At 60.1% G+C, this 19,956-nt stretch carries 20 protein-coding genes; 11 read left to right on the top strand and 9 right to left on the bottom strand.

Annotated features, from left to right (window positions below):
- Positions 1–7 precede the first annotated feature (7 nt).
- Both H4W29_RS10750 and tsaD read right to left on the bottom strand, forming a co-directional pair.
- A complete protein-coding gene (locus H4W29_RS10750; RefSeq protein WP_192728904.1) occupies positions 8–991 on the bottom strand; it encodes an NAD(P)H-dependent glycerol-3-phosphate dehydrogenase in 984 nt (327 codons plus the stop codon).
- Complete coding sequence (gene tsaD / locus H4W29_RS10745; protein WP_192728903.1) at positions 988–2,085, bottom strand: tRNA (adenosine(37)-N6)-threonylcarbamoyltransferase complex transferase subunit TsaD; 1,098 nt, start codon at positions 2,083–2,085, stop codon at positions 988–990. The genes H4W29_RS10750 and tsaD overlap by 4 nt, the downstream gene beginning before the upstream one ends.
- 72 nt (positions 2,086–2,157) lie before the next feature.
- On the opposite strand from tsaD, the gene hemC reads away from it, so the two are divergent.
- From hemC to H4W29_RS10715, 6 genes are all read left to right on the top strand, one after another.
- Positions 2,158–3,087: a hydroxymethylbilane synthase gene (gene hemC / locus H4W29_RS10740; protein WP_192728902.1), complete on the top strand. Its 930-nt coding sequence runs from the start codon at positions 2,158–2,160 to the stop codon at positions 3,085–3,087.
- Between the two features lie 5 nt (positions 3,088–3,092).
- On the top strand, positions 3,093–3,800 hold the full coding sequence (locus H4W29_RS10735) for a uroporphyrinogen-III synthase (protein ID WP_192728901.1): 708 nt from the start codon (positions 3,093–3,095) through the stop codon (positions 3,798–3,800).
- 89 nt (positions 3,801–3,889) lie between these two features.
- On the top strand, positions 3,890–5,140 hold the full coding sequence (locus H4W29_RS10730; RefSeq protein ID WP_192728900.1) for a COG4223 family protein: 1,251 nt from the start codon (positions 3,890–3,892) through the stop codon (positions 5,138–5,140).
- A gap of 2 nt (positions 5,141–5,142) precedes the next feature.
- Positions 5,143–6,750 carry a heme biosynthesis protein HemY gene (locus tag H4W29_RS10725; protein WP_192728899.1) on the top strand — a complete coding sequence of 536 codons (1,608 nt, stop codon included), beginning with the start codon at positions 5,143–5,145 and terminating at the stop codon, positions 6,748–6,750.
- 17 nt (positions 6,751–6,767) lie between these two features.
- Positions 6,768–7,253 (top strand): tellurite resistance TerB family protein, encoded by a 486-nt coding sequence (locus H4W29_RS10720; protein WP_192728898.1) that lies wholly within the window; start codon positions 6,768–6,770, stop codon positions 7,251–7,253.
- Positions 7,240–7,989, top strand: coding sequence for a glutamine amidotransferase (locus H4W29_RS10715; RefSeq protein ID WP_192728897.1), 750 nt, complete (start codon positions 7,240–7,242; stop codon positions 7,987–7,989). The genes H4W29_RS10720 and H4W29_RS10715 overlap by 14 nt, the downstream gene beginning before the upstream one ends.
- On the opposite strand, the gene H4W29_RS10710 is transcribed toward H4W29_RS10715, so the two are convergent.
- Entirely contained in the window at positions 7,970–9,214 is a 1,245-nt protein-coding gene (locus H4W29_RS10710) for an MFS transporter (RefSeq protein WP_192728896.1), read from the bottom strand. The genes H4W29_RS10715 and H4W29_RS10710 overlap by 20 nt on opposite strands.
- Positions 9,215–9,278: 64 nt before the next feature.
- On the opposite strand from H4W29_RS10710, the gene H4W29_RS10705 reads away from it, so the two are divergent.
- Positions 9,279–9,668, top strand: coding sequence for a YggT family protein (locus H4W29_RS10705; protein ID WP_192728895.1), 390 nt, complete (start codon positions 9,279–9,281; stop codon positions 9,666–9,668).
- On the top strand, positions 9,665–9,976 hold the full coding sequence (locus tag H4W29_RS10700; protein ID WP_192728894.1) for a DUF167 domain-containing protein: 312 nt from the start codon (positions 9,665–9,667) through the stop codon (positions 9,974–9,976). Before H4W29_RS10705 ends, H4W29_RS10700 begins: the two co-directional genes overlap by 4 nt.
- 56 nt (positions 9,977–10,032) lie before the next feature.
- Here the strand turns inward: H4W29_RS10700 and ppa are convergent, their stop codons facing one another.
- The 4 genes from ppa to H4W29_RS10680 all read right to left on the bottom strand — a co-directional run bounded on the left by ppa (position 10,033) and on the right by H4W29_RS10680 (position 15,490).
- The gene (gene ppa / locus H4W29_RS10695; protein ID WP_192728893.1) at positions 10,033–10,569 is read right to left on the bottom strand and encodes an inorganic diphosphatase; all 537 of its coding nucleotides are present in this window, start codon (positions 10,567–10,569) and stop codon (positions 10,033–10,035) included.
- Positions 10,570–10,717: 148 nt separating this feature from the next.
- The gene (locus H4W29_RS10690) at positions 10,718–11,224 is read right to left on the bottom strand and encodes a GNAT family N-acetyltransferase (protein ID WP_192730710.1); all 507 of its coding nucleotides are present in this window, start codon (positions 11,222–11,224) and stop codon (positions 10,718–10,720) included.
- 198 nt (positions 11,225–11,422) lie between these two features.
- Positions 11,423–13,243 carry a translational GTPase TypA gene (gene typA / locus H4W29_RS10685; RefSeq protein ID WP_192728892.1) on the bottom strand — a complete coding sequence of 607 codons (1,821 nt, stop codon included), beginning with the start codon at positions 13,241–13,243 and terminating at the stop codon, positions 11,423–11,425.
- Positions 13,244–13,402: 159 nt separating this feature from the next.
- Complete coding sequence (locus H4W29_RS10680) at positions 13,403–15,490, bottom strand: M3 family metallopeptidase (protein WP_192728891.1); 2,088 nt, start codon at positions 15,488–15,490, stop codon at positions 13,403–13,405.
- Between the two features lie 205 nt (positions 15,491–15,695).
- Between H4W29_RS10680 and H4W29_RS10675 the strand changes: the two genes are divergently transcribed.
- The gene (locus tag H4W29_RS10675; protein ID WP_007814507.1) at positions 15,696–16,142 is read left to right on the top strand and encodes a hypothetical protein; all 447 of its coding nucleotides are present in this window, start codon (positions 15,696–15,698) and stop codon (positions 16,140–16,142) included.
- Here the strand turns inward: H4W29_RS10675 and H4W29_RS10670 are convergent, their stop codons facing one another.
- On the bottom strand, positions 16,143–16,784 hold the full coding sequence (locus tag H4W29_RS10670) for a LysE family translocator (RefSeq protein ID WP_192728890.1): 642 nt from the start codon (positions 16,782–16,784) through the stop codon (positions 16,143–16,145).
- Positions 16,785–16,921: 137 nt separating this feature from the next.
- The gene (locus H4W29_RS10665; protein ID WP_007814510.1) at positions 16,922–18,145 is read right to left on the bottom strand and encodes an argininosuccinate synthase; all 1,224 of its coding nucleotides are present in this window, start codon (positions 18,143–18,145) and stop codon (positions 16,922–16,924) included.
- Positions 18,146–18,332: 187 nt separating this feature from the next.
- Between H4W29_RS10665 and H4W29_RS10660 the strand changes: the two genes are divergently transcribed.
- Positions 18,333–19,184 (top strand): SDR family NAD(P)-dependent oxidoreductase, encoded by an 852-nt coding sequence (locus H4W29_RS10660; protein WP_192728889.1) that lies wholly within the window; start codon positions 18,333–18,335, stop codon positions 19,182–19,184.
- Positions 19,185–19,271: 87 nt separating this feature from the next.
- A complete protein-coding gene (locus tag H4W29_RS10655) occupies positions 19,272–19,913 on the top strand; it encodes a LysE family translocator (protein WP_192728888.1) in 642 nt (213 codons plus the stop codon).
- Positions 19,914–19,956: the final 43 nt, after the last annotated feature.

The raw sequence follows: 19,956 nt of genomic DNA, 5'->3' as shown, positions 1-19,956 counted from the left end.
CTGTCTCCTATTCGGTCGTAATCGGACGTGTCATCAATTGTTCGATGGCTTCGGATATGCCGAGCTTGCCTTCGATGATCGCAGAGACCGCATCGGTGATCGGCATCTCGACGCCGAGCTCCCCGGCAAGCCGCGAGGCGACAGCCGCGGCGAACGCCCCTTCCACCAGCTCGCCACGGGACGGATCGACCTTTTCGCCGCGCCCGAGCGCGATCCCGAAACGCAGATTGCGTGACTGATGGCTGGTTGCCGTCAGCACCAGATCGCCGAGGCCGGAAAGACCGCGCGCCGTATCGGCGTGCCCGCCCTTGGCGACGATGAAGCGTGACATCTCGGCGAGACCACGGGCAATCAGCGCCGCTCGAGCCGAATCGCCAATACCGGCGCCTTCGACAATGCCGCAGGCAATCGCCAGCACATTCTTCAGAGCACCGCCGAGCTGTACGCCGATCGGATCTGCCGAAGCATAGAGCCGAAAGGTGCGGCCCGAGACCGCCTGCGCCAGCCGTTCGGCGACCTGCATGTCGGCCGCAGCGATCGCCATGGCCGTCGGCAGCCCTTTGGCTATATCGGCCGCAAAACCCGGACCGGAGAGCACGCCGACCGGGTGATCGGGCAATTCCCGCTCCAGCATATCGGTCAGAAGCGCGCCGGTCTGCCGCTCGATACCCTTCGCGCAGGTGACGACGGTGGCGTCTTTAGCCAGATAAGGACCATAGTTCCGGGCAGCGTCCGCCTGCGCCTGCGAGGGCATCGCGAAAAGCACGATGCCTGCATTGCCGATCGCATCTGCTTCAGCGGAAAATTCCAGCGCTTCCGGCAGCGGAATGCCCGGCAGAACGGCGTCGTGCAGCCGATCCGCCCTGAGGTCTTCGATCAGCGACGGATCGCGACCGACGAGCACAGCCGAATTGCGTCCTGTCAGCGCGATGACGGCTGCAAGCGCCGTGCCGAAAGCTCCCGATCCGACGACGGCGATGCGCTCGCTCATGCCTTGGCTCCCCGCTTTCCAGACCCGAGCACGGTCGCTGCGTTGGTATCGAGCGGCCAGCGCGAGCGCGGCTGCACGTCGAGATCGTCAGGCGCAATGCCATTTGCCATGCGCTCAAGTCCGGCCCAGGCAATCATCACGGCGTTGTCGGTGCAGAGGTGGAGCGGCGGCGCGATAAAACGGAAGCCATTCTTGTCGCAAAGCGCCTGCAGCGTGCTGCGGATCTCCTGGTTCGCTGCGACACCACCAGCCACCACCAGCGCCGGCTTTTCCGGAAGATCCGGAAATTCCGCCTTGAATCGCTTCAGGCCGCGGCCGATGCGATCTTTCATTGTGCGGGAAATCGCCTTCTGGAAGGAAGCGCAGATATCGGCCACATCCTGATCCGTCAGCGGCGCAATCTCGGTCGCTGCCTGGCGCACAGCCGTCTTCAGGCCCGAGAAGGAAAAATCGAGCCGCGCCTCGCCGACCAGCGGCCGCGGAAAATTGAAACGATCGGCATTGCCATCCTGCGCCATCTGCTCCACCGCGGGTCCGCCGGGATAGGGAAGACCGAGCAGTTTCGCCGTCTTGTCGAAGGCTTCTCCTAACGCGTCATCGATCGTCGTGCCCCAGCGCTCATAGTCACCGATGCCGCGCACGAGGATGAGCTGCGTGTGGCCACCGGAAACCAGCAGCATGAGATAGGGAAAGGAAAGCCCGTCCGTCAGCCGCGCCGTCAGCGCATGGCCCTCCAGATGGTTGACGGCGTAAAGCGGCTTGCCGGCTGCCTTGGCGATTGCCTTGCCGGTCATCAGCCCGACAAGCAGCCCTCCGATGAGGCCAGGCCCCGATGTCGCGGCAATGGCGTCGACATCCGAGAGCGACACATTGGCGCGCTTCAGGGCCTCGTCAATCAGCTCGTCCAGCGCCTCGACATGGGCGCGGGCAGCGATCTCCGGCACCACGCCGCCATAGGCGCTATGCTCGTCGAGCTGGGAAAGAACGACATCCGACAGGACATTAGAGCGGCCTTCGGCATCGCGCTCGACGACCGCAGCGGCGGTCTCGTCGCAGCTTGTCTCGATGCCCAGGATGCGCAGAAAGGGAGCCATGAAACCTGTTCGTTGATTGCGATAGGGTTTAAACCTGTTTACGAGAACTCCGGTAACAACGGATCAAAGCGGATGCAAACAAAACCTTTCCGGATCGGCACACGCGGCAGCCCGCTGGCGCTCGCGCAGGCACATGAAGCCCGCGACCGGCTGATGGCAGCCCACAATCTGCCACAGGAGATGTTCGAGATCGTCGTGCTGACGACCAAGGGCGATCGCATTACCGATCGTTCGCTGGCCGAGATCGGCGGCAAAGGACTTTTCACACAAGAGCTGGAGCAGCAGCTCGCTGCCGGCGATCTCGATCTCGCCGTGCATTCGAGCAAGGACATGCCGACTGTCCTGCCGGAAGGTCTCTATCTCTCCACTTACCTTCCGCGCGAAGATATCCGCGACGCCGTCGTCGGCCGCACCGCGCCGAAGCTGATCGACCTGCCGCATGGCGCGACGGTCGGCTCTTCCTCGCTTCGCCGTCAGGCGCTCATCCGCCGCATGCGGCCCGATATCAATGTCATCACCTTCCGCGGCCTCGTCGACACGCGCCTGCGCAAGCTGCAGGAAGGCCAGGTCGATGCGACGCTTCTGGCACTTGCCGGCCTCAAGCGCCTCGGCAAGGTCGAGGTGATCACCGATATCCTCGACCCCGACAGCTTCCCGCCGGCACCCGCACAGGGCGCGATCTGCATCGAAAGTCGCATCGGCGACACAAGGATCGACGAGCTGCTGGCGCCAATCAACGATGCGCCGACATTCGACACGGTCTCCTGCGAGCGCGCCTTCCTTGCCGCCCTCGATGGCTCCTGTCGCACGCCGATCGGCGGTTACGCCGTCTGCGAGGGTGATCAGATCCGCTTCTCGGGCCTCATCCTCACTCCCGACGGCCGCCGGCAGCATGCGATAACCATCGACGGCCACCGCCGCGATGCCGCAGCCCTCGGCACCCGCGCCGGACAGGACGTGCGCGCAAGGGCCGGCAGCAACTTCTTCGAGGACTGGAGATAGCCTGCATGCGCGTGCTCGTCACCCGTCCGGCGCATTCGGGCGAGCGCACCGCTCAACGTTTGCGCGAGCTGGGTCATGAGCCGCTGCTGCTGCCACTCGCCCGTCCCGTCCATGACATGACCGCCGCTCGGCACGCCCTGGAAACAACCAATGGGGCGATAGCCATAACGAGCGCGGAAGCGGTGCGTATGTTGCAGTCTTTGGGTGAGGCGCTGGCTCCTCACCTTTCGCGCCGTCTCTTCGCCGTTGGCGAAACGACGGCCGAGGAGGCCCGCAGACTAGGGTTCCAATCTGTGACGGCGTCATCGGGCAACGGCCGCGAGCTGGCCGAACTCATTGCGACAAACAACGTGGACAGGCTTCTCTATCTCGCCGGCAGTCCGCGCGCCGAGACCTTCGAGACGCGCCTGAAGGAGCTCGAGCGGCATTTCCGGGTGATTGAATGCTACCGGATGGAGCCTGTTGCCCCCAACCCGGAGACTGTCGCTGCTCTCCTGACGAACAATCCTCCTGACGCAGTTCTTTTTTACTCCCGCCAAACGGCCGGAAATTTCTTCCGCATACCGCAAGCAGAATCTCTTTTATTGCAGCTGCCGAAAATCCGTCTCATTTGTCTCAGCAACACTGTTGCGGAAGCAGTTCCACCGGCGTTGAAAACGGCCCTGGAGATTTCGCAGATGCCGGATGAAAAAAACCTTTTGTCGCTGCTTTGAAGGCTTGAGCCGCCCAAATTTGATCTAACCTCTTCCCTTAATTGCCATCCCTGTCTAGTTTCGTTGCACTGCAGGATAATGAGGACCTCATGGTATCGGGAAATCCGCCACGCCACTCGAAGAGCTCCGACGAGCCGGTCACGATCGACCTGGACGCGCAGGACTTCGCCTCGGCGACTGATCCTGAAAAGCCTGCAGAAGAAGCCACGCAAGCAGCCGATCATGCGCCTGTCACCGAAGCCGTAGCCGCTGCAGAAGCCGGCGGTGAGCCGTTGTCGGAACATGAGAGCGAACGCGCCGCCGGCGCACAGGAAGAGTCCCTTTCGAAGGAGCTGCCGCCATCAGAGCCGGTACAGCCGCCGCCACAGAAGAGCGTAATGACCTCCGGCCTGATTGCCGCTGGCATCTTCGGCGGTCTTGTTGCCCTGCTTGGCGCCGGAGCCATTCAATATGCCGGTTATCTGCCAGGCTCGTCCCACCAGCCGCCGAACTCTGCCGAAATGGCCGACCTCTCCGGCGAGATCGAGGGACTCAAGCAATCGATCGCAAACCTTGCCGCCAATCCGCCACCAGCCGCTGATAGCAGCGCTCTCGAAAAGCGCATTGCGGCTCTCGAAGCGGCGCCTCGGACACCTGTCTCAGGTACGACGACCGGTTCGGCCGATGTCGAGGCACTCAACCAGAAGATTGCAGACCTGACCGCCGAAATCGATCAGTTGAAGACGAGCCTTGCCCAGACCACCGAGCAGCAGGCCTCCAATGGCGCCGATATTTCGAGTCGTCTCGCCGAAGCCGAAAAGAAACTGAACGAGCCGCGCGAGGATGTCGCCGTCGCCCGCGCCATTGCAGCCGCAGCTCTCAAGGCCGCGATCGACCGCGGTGGCCCCTTCATCGCCGAACTCGATACGTTTGCCGGCGTAGCACCCGATGATCCCGCTGCAACCGATCTCCGCAATTTTGCCGAAACCGGCGTGCCTTCACGTGCCGAGCTGATCCGACAGGTTCCGGATGTCGCCGCTGCCATCGTCGAATCCGTCAACCAGCCCGATCCCAATCAGAGCTGGTCGGACCGGCTGATGTCGAGCGCCAAATCGCTCGTGTCGGTTCGCCCCGTCGGCAATGTCGAAGGCGAAAGCGTTGAAGCGATCGCCGCCCGCATGGAGGACAAGGTGAAGAACGGCGATCTGCCCGGTGCCGCCACCGAATGGAACAGCCTGCCTGCTGTCGCCAAGCAGGCTTCCGCCGCATTCAAGCAGTCGCTCGAAGCCCGTATCCGCGTCGAGGATCTCGTCGGCGGTGCCCTCTCCAAGGCCGTTTCCGGCACCGGCAAGGAAGGATGAGTATGGTCCGCCTGGTTATCTTCGCGCTCCTCGTCCTCGTTCTCGCCTATGGTTTCTCCTGGCTTGCCGATCGCCCCGGCGATCTGTCGCTGATCTGGGAAGGCCAGATTTACCAGACCAAGCTGATCGTCGCGGCAAGCGCCATCATCGCGCTGATCGCCGCTGTCATGGTCGCCTGGTGGTTCATCCGCCTCGTCTGGACCTCTCCACATTCGGTGACACGCTTTTTTCGCGCCCGTAAGCGTGACCGTGGCTATCAAGCCCTGTCGACCGGCCTGATCGCCGCCGGCGCAGGCAATGCCCTGCTCGCCCGCAAGATGGCTGCCCGCTCGCGCGGCCTCATCCGCGCCGATCAGGAACCGCTGATCAATCTTCTCGAAGCACAGGCCGCTCTCATCGAAGGTCGCTACGACGAGGCACGCTCCAAGTTCGAAGCCATGGCCAACGACCCAGAGACGCGGGAGCTCGGGCTGCGCGGTCTTTACCTGGAGGCCAAGCGCCTCGGTGCCAACGAAGCTGCCCGCCAGTACGCCGAAAAGGCCGCCGATAACGCGCCTTACCTGCCTTGGGCCGCGCAGGCGACGCTCGAATATCGCAGCCAGTCCGGTCGCTGGGATGACGCCATCCGCCTACTGGAACAGCAGAAGGCCGCCAAGGTCGTTGAAAAGGCCGAAGCAAACCGCCTGCATGCCGTGCTGCTGACTGCCCGTGCGGATGACAAGCTGGAAAGCAATCCCGCCGGCGCCCGCGACGATGCCTTGCAGGCGCTGAAGCTGTCGGTGGATTTTGTACCCGCCGCCCTGATTGCCGCAAAGGCGCTGTTCCGCGAAGGCGGCATCCGCAAGGCAGCATCCATACTCGAACAGGCGTGGAAGGCCGGACCTCACCCGGAGATCGGCCGCGTTTATGTCCGCGCCCGCAGCGGCGATTCAACGCTTGATCGCCTGAAGCGCGCCGAGCGGCTGGAAGGCATGCGGCCGAACAATGTCGAATCTCTCCTCATCGTCGCACATGCAGCGCTCGATGCGCAGGAATTCTCCAAGGCCGGCGCCAAGGCGGAGGCTGCTGCCCGTATCGAGCCCCGCGAGGCGGCCTTCCTGTTGCTTGCAGATATCGAGGAAGCGGAGACCGGCGATCAGGGACGCGTGCGCCATTGGCTGGCACAGGCGCTGAAGGCGCCGCGTGATCCGGCCTGGGTTGCCGATGGTTTCGTTTCCGACAAGTGGCTGCCGGTCTCGCCGGTAACTGGCCGTCTCGACGCTTTCGAGTGGAAGGCGCCTTTCGGCCAGCTCGAAGGCCCCGTCGAGGAAGGGTCGACCACTTCGATCGAAACAGCGCTGAAGACCCTGCCGCCGCTGCGAGAAACCCGGCCGGAAAGCGTGGTTAACGACCACCGCATCATCGAGCTGGAACGGGCAGCGACGATTGCCGAAGCCGTGCGCCCGGCAACTCCGGCACCCGCACCGGCAAAAGCTGCCGAACCGTCCACTCCCCGGCCGGTTCCTGCCGCTTCTGAACCAAAACCCTTCTTTGGCCGCCTGCCGGACGATCCTGGTGTCCGCGATCCCAAGATGGAACCGGAACCCAAGACACGGCTCCGCCTTTTCTGAAATGGAACAAAAACCGCATGTTCGAACGCTTTCAGGCATTCTTCCAGAATCTGACCGCCGACCGCCCCAAAGCAGGCTTTGCCCCCGATGACCCGCGCATCGCAGTTGCTGCACTCTGTATGCAGGTCATGGAGGCCGACGGCCAGATCAAGGACAGCGAAAAGAAGCGGCTGCGCAAGCTCCTGAAGGAGCAATATGCGCTCGATGGCAAACAGCTCGACGCCTTGATGGCCGCGGGGCTGGAAGCCGAAAGCACGGCAGTTGATTATTTCCGCTTCACCTCCGATCTAAAGAGACATCTCAATACCGAGCAGCGTCTGGAGTTGATCGGCATTCTCTGGGATATCGTCTATGCCGATGGCGAGCGCAGCGAAATGGAAGACCATGTGATCTGGCGGATCGCCGATCTCCTGGGAGTGTCCTCTCGTGAGCGTATTCAGAAGCGGCAGGAGGCGGCAGCACGGGTGACAAACGCACAGGTGGTGCAGGATGACGCTGACTGACAGAAGCGTGAGACGCGACAGGCGCCCTGTTCTCATCATTCTTCATCAGGAGCGCTCCAGCCCCGGTCGTGTCGGCCAGCTTCTCGTCGGGAAAGGTTATGATCTCGATATCCGTCGCCCCGCCCTTGGTGATCCCCTACCTTGCACCCTTGAAAACCATGCCGGCGCGGTGATTTTCGGCGGCCCGATGAGCGCCAATGACCCAGAAGAATTCGTCAAGGCGGAGATCGACTGGCTGGAAGTGCCGCTCAAGGAAAACCGGCCCTATCTCGGTATATGCCTTGGCGCGCAGATGCTGGCGCGAAAGCTCGGCAGCAAGGTTGCGGCCAATTGTGACGGATCGACAGAGATCGGCTGGTATCCGCTGCATACGACCGAAAGGGGCCGGCGGCTGATGCGCTGGCCGAAAATGGTCTATCACTTCCACCGGGAAGGATTCGAACTGCCGCATGGCGCCGAGTTGCTGGCGTCCGGCGACGCCTATCCCAACCAGGCCTTCCGCTACAACGACAATGCCTGGGGCCTGCAATTCCATGCGGAGCTGACGCGGGTGATGATGCATCGCTGGGTCGTGCACGGCGCGCATCGCTTCATCCTGCCGAACGCGCAGCAGGGACGCGAACATCTGGAAGGCCGCATGCTGTTCGATGCGCCGCTTAAAGCGTGGCTCGATGACTTCCTGGATATCGTCTTCGAAGGGAAGACGGCAGCCGCCACTACACCACTTCTCGTATAGGCGCGTCGAGCGTATCGATCTTCCTGAGCTTCGGAAAACCGTTTGCCCAGATGGCGGCTACGGCGAGCGTACCGACGCCGCCGACAATGACGGCCGGAACCGCACCGAAGACCGAGGCCATGGTGCCCGCCCGGAACTCACCGAGCTCGTTGGACGCGCCGACAAAGACCGTATTGACCGCGTTGACGCGGCCGCGCAGGTGGTCCGGCGTCCAGAGCGCGATCAGGCTCTCGCGGACATAAACGGAGATCATATCCGCAGCGCCCATGATGGCGAGCGCTGCGATGGAAACCTCAGTATTGGTCGAGAAGCCGAACACGATCGTGCCGAGGCCGAAAATCGCAACCCCGATGAACATATACAGGCCGGCCCTATGCTTCAGCGGATAGGCAGCAAGGAAGATCGCCATGATGATGGCGCCCACACCCGGCGCCGAGCGCAGCAGGCCGAGCCCCCAAGGCCCAAGTGTGAGTATATCGCGCGCAAAGATCGGCATCAGTGCGGTAGCGCCGCCAAGCAAAACGGCGAAGAGATCGAGCGAGATGGCGCCAAGTACGACTTTCTCTTCCCGGATATAGCGGAAACCGCCGAGGATCATGTCCCAGCTCCTGGCCTCGCCCGTCGTCTTTTGCGGCGGCTTGGGGATCATGTAGAGCAGGATCGCGCCGAGTGCAGAAAAGATGACAGCGACCATATAGGCCGTCGAAGCGCTGACGCCATAAAGCAGACCGCCGAGCACGGGGCCGGTGATGGCCGCCAGCTGCCAGGAGGACGAATTCCATGCGATCGCATTGGAGAGATCCTTCTCCGGCACGAGGTTCGGCGCAAGCGACTGCACGGCCGGCGTCATGAACGCCCGCTCGATGCCGAAGACCAAAAGCACGATGAAGACTGGGATCGGTGAAAAGCTGCCGGTGATCGTCATTCCGAGCAACGCGAGCGTGCAGAGCGCGCTGACGAGTGAGCAGATCGAGGCAATGGCGCGGCGATTATGCCGATCGGCCACCGAGCCGGTGACAAGGATCAGCACGAGAGACGGCAGGAACTGCACAAGCCCGATCAGACCGAGATAGATAGCACTCCCGGTCTGGTCGTACATTTGCCAGCCAACCGCGACGCTGACGATCTGCTGCGAGAAGGAAAGCAGGAACTTCGCAAAAAAGAAGCGCGTGTAAGACGGATGCCGGAACGCGGCAAAACGGTCTCCGGTGGACGAAAGCGACATGAAGCTTTTCCGAGAAGACGGGCGCGGAATTGCCGGCAAAGCGACCCGTTAAACATGATTTGCCATGCGTCTCCACACAGCCCTTGCTCGTTTAATCGCCAATGTCTACATATCTGTCAACAACGAACTGGAGACGGTAATGGCGGGAATTCTTCAGGCCATATTTCTAATCATCGATGTGGCTTTGAACCTCTATTGGTACGTGATCATTGCCAGCGCCATTTTTTCATGGCTGTACGCATTCAACGTCATCAATTCGAACAACCAGTTTGTGAACCAGTTGGGCAGTTTCTTCTATAACGCGACTGAACCCGCGTTGCGGCCCATACGCCGCTTTCTGCCCAATTTGGGCGGCATCGACATCTCTCCGATTATTCTGCTGCTCATCATCATATTCATACAGGCCATACTCAATAATCCGATCAAGCCCTTCCTATACTCGCTGGTCGTTTGAACCGCCCCTGGAAGCTTTCCGGTGATCACATACGTCTTGCCGTACGGCTGACGCCGAATGGCGGGCGGGATACCATCGACGGTATCGAACCAGATGGCGAAGGCGGTACGCTCTTGAAGGCGCGCGTCACCGCCGTCCCGGAAAAGGGAAAAGCCAACAAGGCCCTCATAGCGCTCGTCGCCAAGTCTTTGGGTATTGCCAAGTCCTCGGTCAGCCTTGCTTCCGGCGATACGTCGCGCAAAAAAATCCTCCGGATCGATGGAGACCCGGAGGATTTGATCAACAAGCTCGAAACGCTATTCGGCTAAAGCAATTCCAAAAAACTGTGCACCGGTTTTGCGTCTGGAATTGCGTAAAGGCTGGATCAGGCCTTTTCTTTCTTGGCACGCGCGATGGCTTCGAGGATCAGTTCGCCCGCCTCCTTGGAATCGCCCCAGCCATAGATCTTTACCCACTTGCCAGGCTCGAGATCCTTGTAGTGCTCGAAGAAGTGCTCGATCTGCTTCAGCGTGATTTCCGGAAGGTCGGTATAATCCTTGACCTTCTCATAGCGCAGCGTCAGCTTCGGCGAGGGGACGGCGATGATCTTCTCGTCCTTGCCGGAATTGTCTTCCATCTTCAGAACGCCGATCGGGCGGACATTGATGACGCAGCCCGGAACCAGCGGACGGGTGCTGGCGATCAGCACGTCGATCGGGTCGCCATCTTCCGACAGCGTGTGCGGTACGAAACCGTAGTTCCCCGGATAGGTCATCGGCGTGTAGAGGAAACGATCGACGACCAGTGTGCCGGCTTCCTTGTCCATTTCATACTTGATCGGATGACCGCCGACCGGAACCTCGACGATGACATTGACGTCTTCAGGTGGATTCTTACCGATTGAAACGGCATCGATGCGCATAGGAAACTCCCGGGAGGTTGAATTGCTCGAAGCCAGTTAATCGGTTTCATGACGCAACGCAACATGCCTCGCAAGCATTGCTTAATATGCGAGGCGGCCAGAATATATAGTTTTTCTAACAAAGGATGCGAGGCTGCGGCACCTGCAATCAATTCCAGATGAAGCCGATCTTTTTGATCTGCTTATGGTCGAAGTTTTCCATACCTTCGCAGAAATCGATTCCGCCATGGTCGCGATAAAAGTCAGCGGCCGTTTCATTTTCTTCCAGGCACCAGACAACCATACCGTTGCAGCCCAGAGACTTCAAAAGCCGCCGGGCTTCGCCGAAAAGCAGCTTGCCGAGGCCGATACCCTGATATTCCGGGCGCAGATAAAGCTCGTAGATTTCGCCTTCCTGAGGCAGTGCGCGGGCGCGATTAAGGCCGAGGGTTGCATAACCAGCGACGGTCCCCGCCACATCCAAAACGAGCAATGTCGCCGGGCCGCGAGTGGCCTTGCGCCACCAGTTTTCACCGCGGCGCTCGATCATCTGGGTCAGAGCACGATGCGGAATGATGCCCGCATAAGTATGCTGCCAGGAAAGCCGATGGGCTTCCGAAATGGCTCGGGCATCATGCGGTTCAGCCCGCCGGACATCGATCGACAACGTCTTCATAACGCTTACTCTGGTCCTGCCGGAGGCAATTAACCATATGCGACAACCGCATCGTGATCGATTGCCCACAGACTTGATATGTGGACGACAACGAAATTTTAACGCTTTTTTAACGATTGTCACAAGCCGGAATCGACGCAGCGCACAATAAAAAACCCCGGCGCGAAGGCCGGGGTTTTAAGGGAAGGCTTCAGGCTCTTAGAGGGCCGCCTTGGACTTTTCGAAACGCTTGCGGTCGTTGGCATCGAGATACATCTTGCGCAGGCGAATGTTCTTCGGCGTCACTTCCATCAACTCGTCGTCCTGGATCCAGGAGAGAGCACGATCAAGCGTCATGCGGATCGGCGGCGTCAGCTTCACCGCTTCATCCTTGCCGGCGGCGCGGATGTTGGTGAGCTGCTTGCCCTTCAGGACGTTCACTTCAAGGTCGTTGTCGCGCGAATGGATGCCGATGATCATGCCGGCATAGACCTTTTCGCCCGGCTCGATGATCATCGGGCCGCGATCTTCCAGGTTGAACATTGCATAGGCGACGGCTTCGCCGGAACCGTTGGCGAGTAGCACGCCGTTGACGCGGCCACCGATCACACCCTTGTAGGGCTGGTAGTCGTGGAACAGGCGGTTCATGATCGCCGTACCACGCGTATCCGTCAGCAGTTCCGACTGGTAGCCGATCAGGCCGCGGGTCGGCGCGTAGAAACGCAGGCGAAGACGGTTGCCGCCCGACGGACGCAGCTCGGCCATTTCAGCCTTGCGCTCGGACATTTTCTGGACGACGACACCGGAATGCTCTTCGTCGACGTCGATGACGACTTCTTCGATCGGCTCCAGAAGCTGGCCGTTTTCGTCCTTGTGCATCACGACACGCGGACGCGATACGGCAAGTTCGAAACCTTCACGACGCATGGTTTCGATGAGAACGGCGAGCTGAAGTTCACCGCGGCCGGACACGTAGAACGAATCCTTGCCTTCGGCTTCTTCGATCTTCAGGGCGACGTTGCCTTCGGCTTCCTTGAAGAGACGGTCGCGGATGACGCGGCTCGTCACCTTGTCGCCTTCGGTGCCTGCGAGCGGGCTGTCGTTGACGATGAAGGACATGGTGACCGTCGGCGGATCGATCGGCTGCGCCTTCATGGCTTCCGCGACCGACGGATCGCAGAATGTGTCGGCGACAGTACCCTTGGAGAGGCCGGCGATGGCGACGATGTCGCCCGCCTGCGCATCGTCGATCGGCTGACGTTCGATGCCGCGGAAAGCGAGGATCTTGGAAATACGACCGGTTTCGATGAGCTTCCCGTCCTGACCGAGAACCTTGACGGACTGGTTCGGCTTGATCGAGCCCGATGCGATACGGCCGGTGATGATACGGCCAAGGAAGGGGTTGGCTTCGAGGATGGTGCCGATCATGCGGAACGGACCTTCTTCGACAGTCGGCTCCGGAACATGCTTGAGAACCAGATCGAGAAGCGGCGCAAGGCCCTCGTCCTTCGGACCCTCGGGATTGACGTTCATCCAGCCGTCGCGGCCCGAACCGTACATGATCGGGAAGTCGAGCTGTTCGTCGGTCGCATCGAGATTTGCAAAGAGGTCGAAGACTTCGTTGATGACTTCTTCGTGGCGGCCGTCGGGACGGTCGATCTTGTTGATCGCGACGATCGGGCGAAGGCCGACCTTCAGAGCCTTGGAGACGACGAACTTCGTCTGCGGCATCGGGCCTTCGGAGGAATCGACCAGAACGATCGCGCCATCCACCATCGAGAGAATGCGCTCGACTTCACCGCCGAAGTCGGCGTGGCCGGGGGTGTCGACGATGTTGATGCGGACACCCTTCCATTCGACCGAGGTCGCCTTGGCGAGAATGGTGATGCCGCGTTCCTTTTCGAGATCGTTCGAGTCCATCACACGTTCTGCAACGCGCTGGTTCTCGCGGAACGAACCGGACTGTTTCAGGAGCTCGTCGACGAGGGTCGTTTTGCCATGGTCAACGTGCGCGATGATCGCGATGTTGCGAAGTGCCATTTGTCATAATCTCTGAGGCTGGGGCGCTACGCTTAGTGGACGCGCCATTTATGTTTGGCGCGCTCATACCGTTTTTTTCGCGATTGCGAAAGGGGGTGGCACGCGAAAGCTGCGGCATGGCTTTCACCATGCCGCTTTGCTCCTTGTCATCAAACTGTCTTATGCGTCGCTGCCTGTCAATTCCTCGAAGGTCGCAAGCCCCTTCTTCACCAGCATCGCATCCGGGCTCGGCAGCTTGCCGCGGAACCCCTTGTAGGCATCTTCCGGATCGACCGAACCGCCGGTGGAGTAGATATTGTCCCGTAGCTTCCTGGCCATTTCACCATCAAAGGCATCGCCCGTCTCCTCGAAGGCGGCGAAGGCATCGGCATCAAGCACTTCCGACCACATGTAGGAATAGTAGCCGGCCGAATAACCGCCCGAGAAGATATGCTGGAAGTGCGGCGTGGCATGACGCATGACGATCGATTTCGGCATGCCGATCTCCGAGAGCACCTCAGCCTGCACGGCCATCGGATCATCAACCTTGTTTCTCGTATGGAAGGCCATGTCGACGAGCGCCGAGGAGGTGAATTCGACGGTGGCGAAGCCGGAATTGAAGGTGCGCGCCGCCAGCACCTTGTCGAGCAGTGCCTGCGGCATCGGCTCTCCGGTTTCGAAATGCACGGCATATTCCTTGAGAATGGCCGGAACAGTCAGCCAATGCTCGTAAAGCTGCGAGGGCAGTTCCACGAAATCGCGCGAGACGCCCGTACCGGCAACCGACGGATAGGTGACGTTGGAGAGCATGCCGTGCAGCGCATGACCGAACTCGTGGAACAGCGTGCGCGCATCATCGAGCGAAAGCAGCGCGGGCTTGCCTTCCGCGGGCTTCGCAAAGTTGCAGACATTGTAGATGATCGGCATCTCGCCATGGTGGCCGTTCTTCAGCACCAGCTTGTGCTGCGACTGGAACGAACTCATCCAGGCACCCGAACGCTTCGAGCTGCGCGCGAAGTAATCGCCGAGGAAAAGTGCGACCAGCTTGTCGTCACGGTCGCGGATCTCGAAGACGCGCACGTCAGGATGATAGGCAGCGATCCCTTTCTTCTCCACCGCCCGAATACCGAACAGCCGGCCAGCAACATCAAAGCAGGCATCGATGATCTTTTCGAGCTGCAGATAGGGCTTCAGTTCCGCTTCCGAGAAATTGAACCGCTGCGCGCGGATCTTCTCGGCGTAGTGGCGCCAATCCCAGGGCATGACGTCATGGTTCTTGCCTTCGGCGGTGATCAACCCGGCAATATCCGCTTCTTCCTCCTGGGCGCGCTTTACCGCTCTCGACCAGACTGCGCGCAACAGGTCGTTCACGGCTTGCGGCGTTTTTGCCATCGTGTTGTCGAGCTTCAGTTCGGCGAAATTGCCATAGCCAAGAAGCTTCGCCACCTCGCCACGCAGGGCAAGCGTCTCGCGGATGACGCCACGATTGTCGGTGGCGCCGGCATTTTCACCGCGTGCCACCCAGGCCTTGAAAGCCTGCTCGCGCAAATCACGGCGCTCGGAAAACGTCAGGAAGGGCTCGATGATCGAGCGCGACAAGGTTACGGCATATTTGCCGTCCTCGCCGCGTTCGCGTGCGGCTGCCGCCATCGCGTCGCGCAGGAAATCGGGAAGGCCGGCCAGCTCGTCTTCGCTGGAGAGGATGAGCAACCAGCTCTTCTCGTCGGCCAGCACGTTCTGCCCGAAGCTGGTGCCGAGGCCGGCAAGTTTTTCATTGATCGAGGCAAGCTTTTCCTGCTCCGCCTTTGGCAGCTTGGCACCGGACTTGACGAAGCCCTTCCAGTGCCGCTCCAGCACGCGCGTCTGCTCCAGCGTCAGGCCAAGACTTTCACGTTTCTCCCAGAGTGCATCGATCCGCTTGAAGAGATCCGCATTCATGCCGATCTTCGAATAGTGCCGCGACATTTTCGGGGAGATTTCGCGCTCCAGCGCCTGAATGACATCGTTTGTATGGGCGCCGGCGCGATTCCAGAAAAGAGCGGAAACGCGCGACAGCTCATCGCCAGCGATCTCGAGCGCGACGACCGTATTGTCGAATGTCGGCTCTTCCTTGTTGCTGGCGAGCGCGTCGATCTCTCTTTCGTGCGAGGCAAGAGCGGACTCGAAGGCCGCAGCGAAATCGCCATCGGCGACCGCGTCAAAACGCGGCAGGCCATGAAGGCCATTCCAGTTGATAAGTGCCTGATTGAATTGACTGGGAGAAGACATATGAAAGTCCTTTATGCCGGCAAGTGGATCGGTAATATAGGGAGGCCATCACGGAATTGATATGTGGCTGACTTGGACTTTTGCGCGCCCGGCTAAATCTTGGGGGCAAGAATTGATACATAAAAATTAACCAATCGTTAACGATTGACGCGAATCGGGCCAAGACGCTAAATTCCCCTTAATCTTCAAGTAAGAGGACATGCGCATGGAAATCTTTTCCGTGCGGTCTTCTCAGAGTTTGCTATTCAAAAATAATCCCAATAATAACGCAAAAAGTTCGAAGACCGCTGATATTACAATTGAGCCGAAGCCCACTGTCGCCCAAGGTTCATTCCAGATCGAAGACTCTGACAACAGGCAGGCGCTCGATTTTACAGCCGTCAGCCCGGGCGAATTGCGCAGCTATGCCCGACAAGGCTACGATAACGGCCTGATCGATCAGAATACGTTTGCAGCAATATCCGAACCGCTGCCGATGCACGCGATCGATCCGCTCGGCAATGTCATCGACCTGTCCAACGTCACAGACGGCACGAGCTTCAACTTCCTCGACTATTATCGCAACCAGCTTCAGATCGCCATGTCGATCGGCGATCCGAATGAGGTTCAGACGCTGAATTCGGTCGTCGGCTTCCTCGTCAACGAGGCCTGATCAGGCCTTTCGCCAGCCAAGCAGACCGGGTGTGGCGTGCCACAGCGCCTGTACGGCAAAGCCCATGAAGAGCACACCAGAGCAGCGTACGATCAGCCGCTCATGCGCGCGGTAGAAGCGACGCACGACGCCGGCACCGATGATGCCGATCAGGATGATATCAGCAGTGACGAAACCGACGAAGGAAACGCTGAGCAGCATCGGCAGGGCCTGAAAATCGAGCGCGCTTGCAGAGCCCGCGACCAGCGCCGTGAAAGTGGCGAGCGCCACGGGATAGCCTTTCGGATTGGTGACGCCGAAAATCAATCCACGGCGGAACGGCCGTTCCACGACGAGCAGCCCCTGCCCCTCGGCCTTCGGCTTGGCATTGACGGCGCTCCAGCCGATCCAGGCGAGATAGAAGCCGCAGGCAAGTCCCAGCAGGTCGAAAACGAACGTGCCGATCGTCTTTGCGCCGACGATCGCAACCAGCGCCAGCCCCGACCAGACCAGATCGCCGACGAGATGGCCCATCATGAAAAAAGCGCCTGCCTTGCGGCCCTGCCCCGCGCCAATACCGAGAAGCTGCAGGAAGGCCGGTCCGGGGATGAGCACATAGAAGAGCGCCGCCAGAAAGGCGCCGACAAGCAGGGAAAGCGGCATAGAAAGGCTCCGGTGATGACAGCTCAGCTTATGCGATAGCCCTGCCGCGTCAAGACGTTACAACCTGCAATCGGCGCGACAAAGAAAGGGCCCGCGCGGCAGAGCCGGCGGGCCTTTCAGGATCGGTCTGGTGTGACTTACTTCTTGAGGTTACGTTTGCCGAGCGTGCGAAGACGCAGCGCGTTGAGCTTGATGAAGCCGGCGGCATCCTTCTGATCGTAAGCGCCCTGGTCGTCTTCGAAGGTGACGAGCTTGTCGGAATAGAGCGACTTTTCGCTCTCGCGGCCGATGACCATGACATTACCCTTGTAGAGCTTCAGCGTCACTTCACCTTCGACATGCTCCTGGCTCTTGTCGATGAGAGCCTGCAGCATTTCGCGCTCCGGCGAGAACCAGAAGCCGTAATAGATGAGCTCGGCATAGCGCGGCATCAGCTCATCCTTGAGGTGAGCAGCACCACGGTCGAGCGTGATCGATTCGATGGCGCGATGCGCTGCGAGCAGGATCGTGCCGCCGGGGGTCTCGTAGACGCCGCGCGATTTCATGCCGACGTAGCGGTTCTCGACAAGGTCGAGGCGGCCGATGCCGTTGTCGCGGCCATAATTGTTAAGGGTCGCGAGCAGCGTGGCCGGAGACATCTCGACACCATTGATCGAGACGGCGTCACCCTTGCGGAAGCCGACCTTGATGGTGGTCGCCTTGTCGGGGGCCGCTTCCGGGGAGATCGTGCGCATATGCACATATTCAGGCGCTTCCTGCGCCGGATCTTCCAGAACCTTACCCTCGGAAGAGGAGTGCAGCAGGTTGGCGTCTACGGAGAAAGGCGCTTCGCCCTTCTTGTCCTTCGCAACCGGGATCTGGTGCTTTTCAGCGAATTCGAGCAGATCGGTACGGCTCTTGAACGACCAGTCGCGCCACGGTGCGATGATTTTGATATCGGGGTTCAGCGCATAGGCCGAAAGCTCGAAACGGACCTGATCGTTGCCCTTACCGGTCGCGCCGTGCGCGATCGCATCCGCGCCAGTCTTTCGGGCGATGTCGATGAGGTGCTTGGAAATCAGCGGACGGGCGATCGAAGTGCCGAGCAGGTAGACGCCTTCATAGACGGCATTGGCACGGAACATCGGGAAGACGAAATCGCGCACGAATTCTTCACGCACGTCCTCGATATAGATCTCCTTGATGCCGAGCATCTCGGCCTTCTTGCGCGCCGGCTCCAGCTCTTCGCCCTGGCCGAGATCGGCGGTGAAGGTGACGACTTCGGCGCCGAGCTCCGTCTGCAGCCACTTCAGGATGATCGAGGTATCGAGACCGCCTGAATAAGCGAGCACGACTTTCTTCACGTCTTTGTATGATGCCATGATGATGAGGTCCGTTGCATAGAGGCCGCGGCACACCCGCAAAGCCCGGTATCCCGGCACTTTTAGCGAGATTGGCGCGTGACGCAAGGGCAAGGAGGGTAGCAAACGACGCCTGGGGGTTTGACAGCGCAAACCGTGAGCCCATATTCGGCACCGTCCGAACAATGCTCCGAGGAGAGGCCAGGCCGTGACAAATATTCAAGACATTTTCAAGAAATCCAATGTTGCCGTCATCACCGGGGGTGCATCCGGCATCGGCCTTGCCGCCGCAAAACACTTTGCCAAGGCCGGCATGAGCGTGGTGATCGCCGATCTCGGTGGCGACAAGCTCGCAGAAGCACGCGCCGAACTGGAGGCGATCGCCGGCCAGGAACACGTGATGGCCGTGGAGACCGATGTCTCGCAGAAGGACCAGATCGAAGCGCTCGAGCGAGCCGTCATTCAGCGCTTTGGCCGCGTGCATGTGCTGATGAACAACGCTGGTATCGGCCCGGAAACTTCGATCTTCAGCGCTCAGGCCAATTGGGACAATATACTCGCCGTCAATCTCCTCGGTGTCATCAACGGCGTCAGAGCCTTCGGCCCCGGCATGATCGCCCATAACGAACCCGGCCTCATCATCAATACCGGCTCCAAGCAGGGCATTACCACGCCGCCCGGCAACCCCGCCTATAATATTTCAAAAGCCGGCGTGAAGGTTTTCACAGAAGCGCTCGAGCATGAACTGCGCAACACCGCAGGCGCAGGCATTTCCGCACATTTGCTGATCCCCGGTTTCGTCTTCACCGGCCTTACCAAGGGCGACCGCAGCGAAAAGCCGGCTGGCGCCTGGACGCCGGAACAGACGATCGATTTCATGGTCGAAAGTCTCGAGCGCGGCGATTTCTATATTCTCTGCCCCGATAATGACGTCGCCCGCCCCGTCGATGAGCGCCGCATGGCCTGGGCGATCGGCGACATCATCGAGAATCGTCCGCCGTTGTCGCGCTGGCACAAGGATTATGCCGACAAGTTCAAGACCTACCTTGAACAGAAGTAATCGGCGCTATCACAAGGTTTGATTGGTAATTTTCTGAAAGCCGGATAAGAGATCCGTCACATCTTTTTCCGGCTTTCAGAGCAGACCATGGATTTCCTGCCGAGCTTTCCGACGCTTCTTGCCTTTGCCGCCGCGACCTTACTGCTGGCGGCGACCCCAGGCCCTGACATGACATTGTCGATCAGCCGCGCACTGGTGCAAGGCAAGAAGGCAGCCCTTTTCGTTGTTCTTGGCACCAGCCTCGGCATCGTCGTGCACACGATGCTGGTTGCCTTCGGGATCTCGGCGCTGATTACCGCTTCCCCGACCGCCTTTCTGATCCTGAAGACCGGCGGTGCCGCCTATCTCTTCTGGCTGGCCGTTCAGGCGATCCGCTACGGCTCCAAGCTGACGGTCGCCAAGGTCGAAGGCCCGAAGGGCACGATCCTGTCGAACATTTCCTCAGGTTTCTGGGTCAACCTGCTGAACCCGAAAGTCATCATCTTCTTCATGACTTTCCTGCCACAGTTCGTCAGCGCCAACGATCCGGCCGTCACGCACAAGCTGCTCTTCCTCGGCTTCTGTTTCATCGTCATCGGCATGCCGGTCAATGCAACCGTCGTCATGGCAGCCGACTGGCTGTCGAGCTGGCTGCAGAACAACAGGAAGGTGCTGCGCGGCATGGATTATACCTTCGCCGGCGTCTTCTCGGTCTTCGCCGCCAAAATCCTGCTCACACAGGCACGCTGATCACCCGATCACCACGCTGTCGGCTTACCCGATCAGCACGCTG

The organism is Rhizobium viscosum, from assembly GCF_014873945.1.
Lineage (GTDB): Bacteria > Pseudomonadota > Alphaproteobacteria > Rhizobiales > Rhizobiaceae > Rhizobium > Rhizobium viscosum.
The sequence above is the reverse complement of the archived record's forward strand: the minus strand, read 5'-3'. Positions and strand labels throughout refer to the sequence as shown.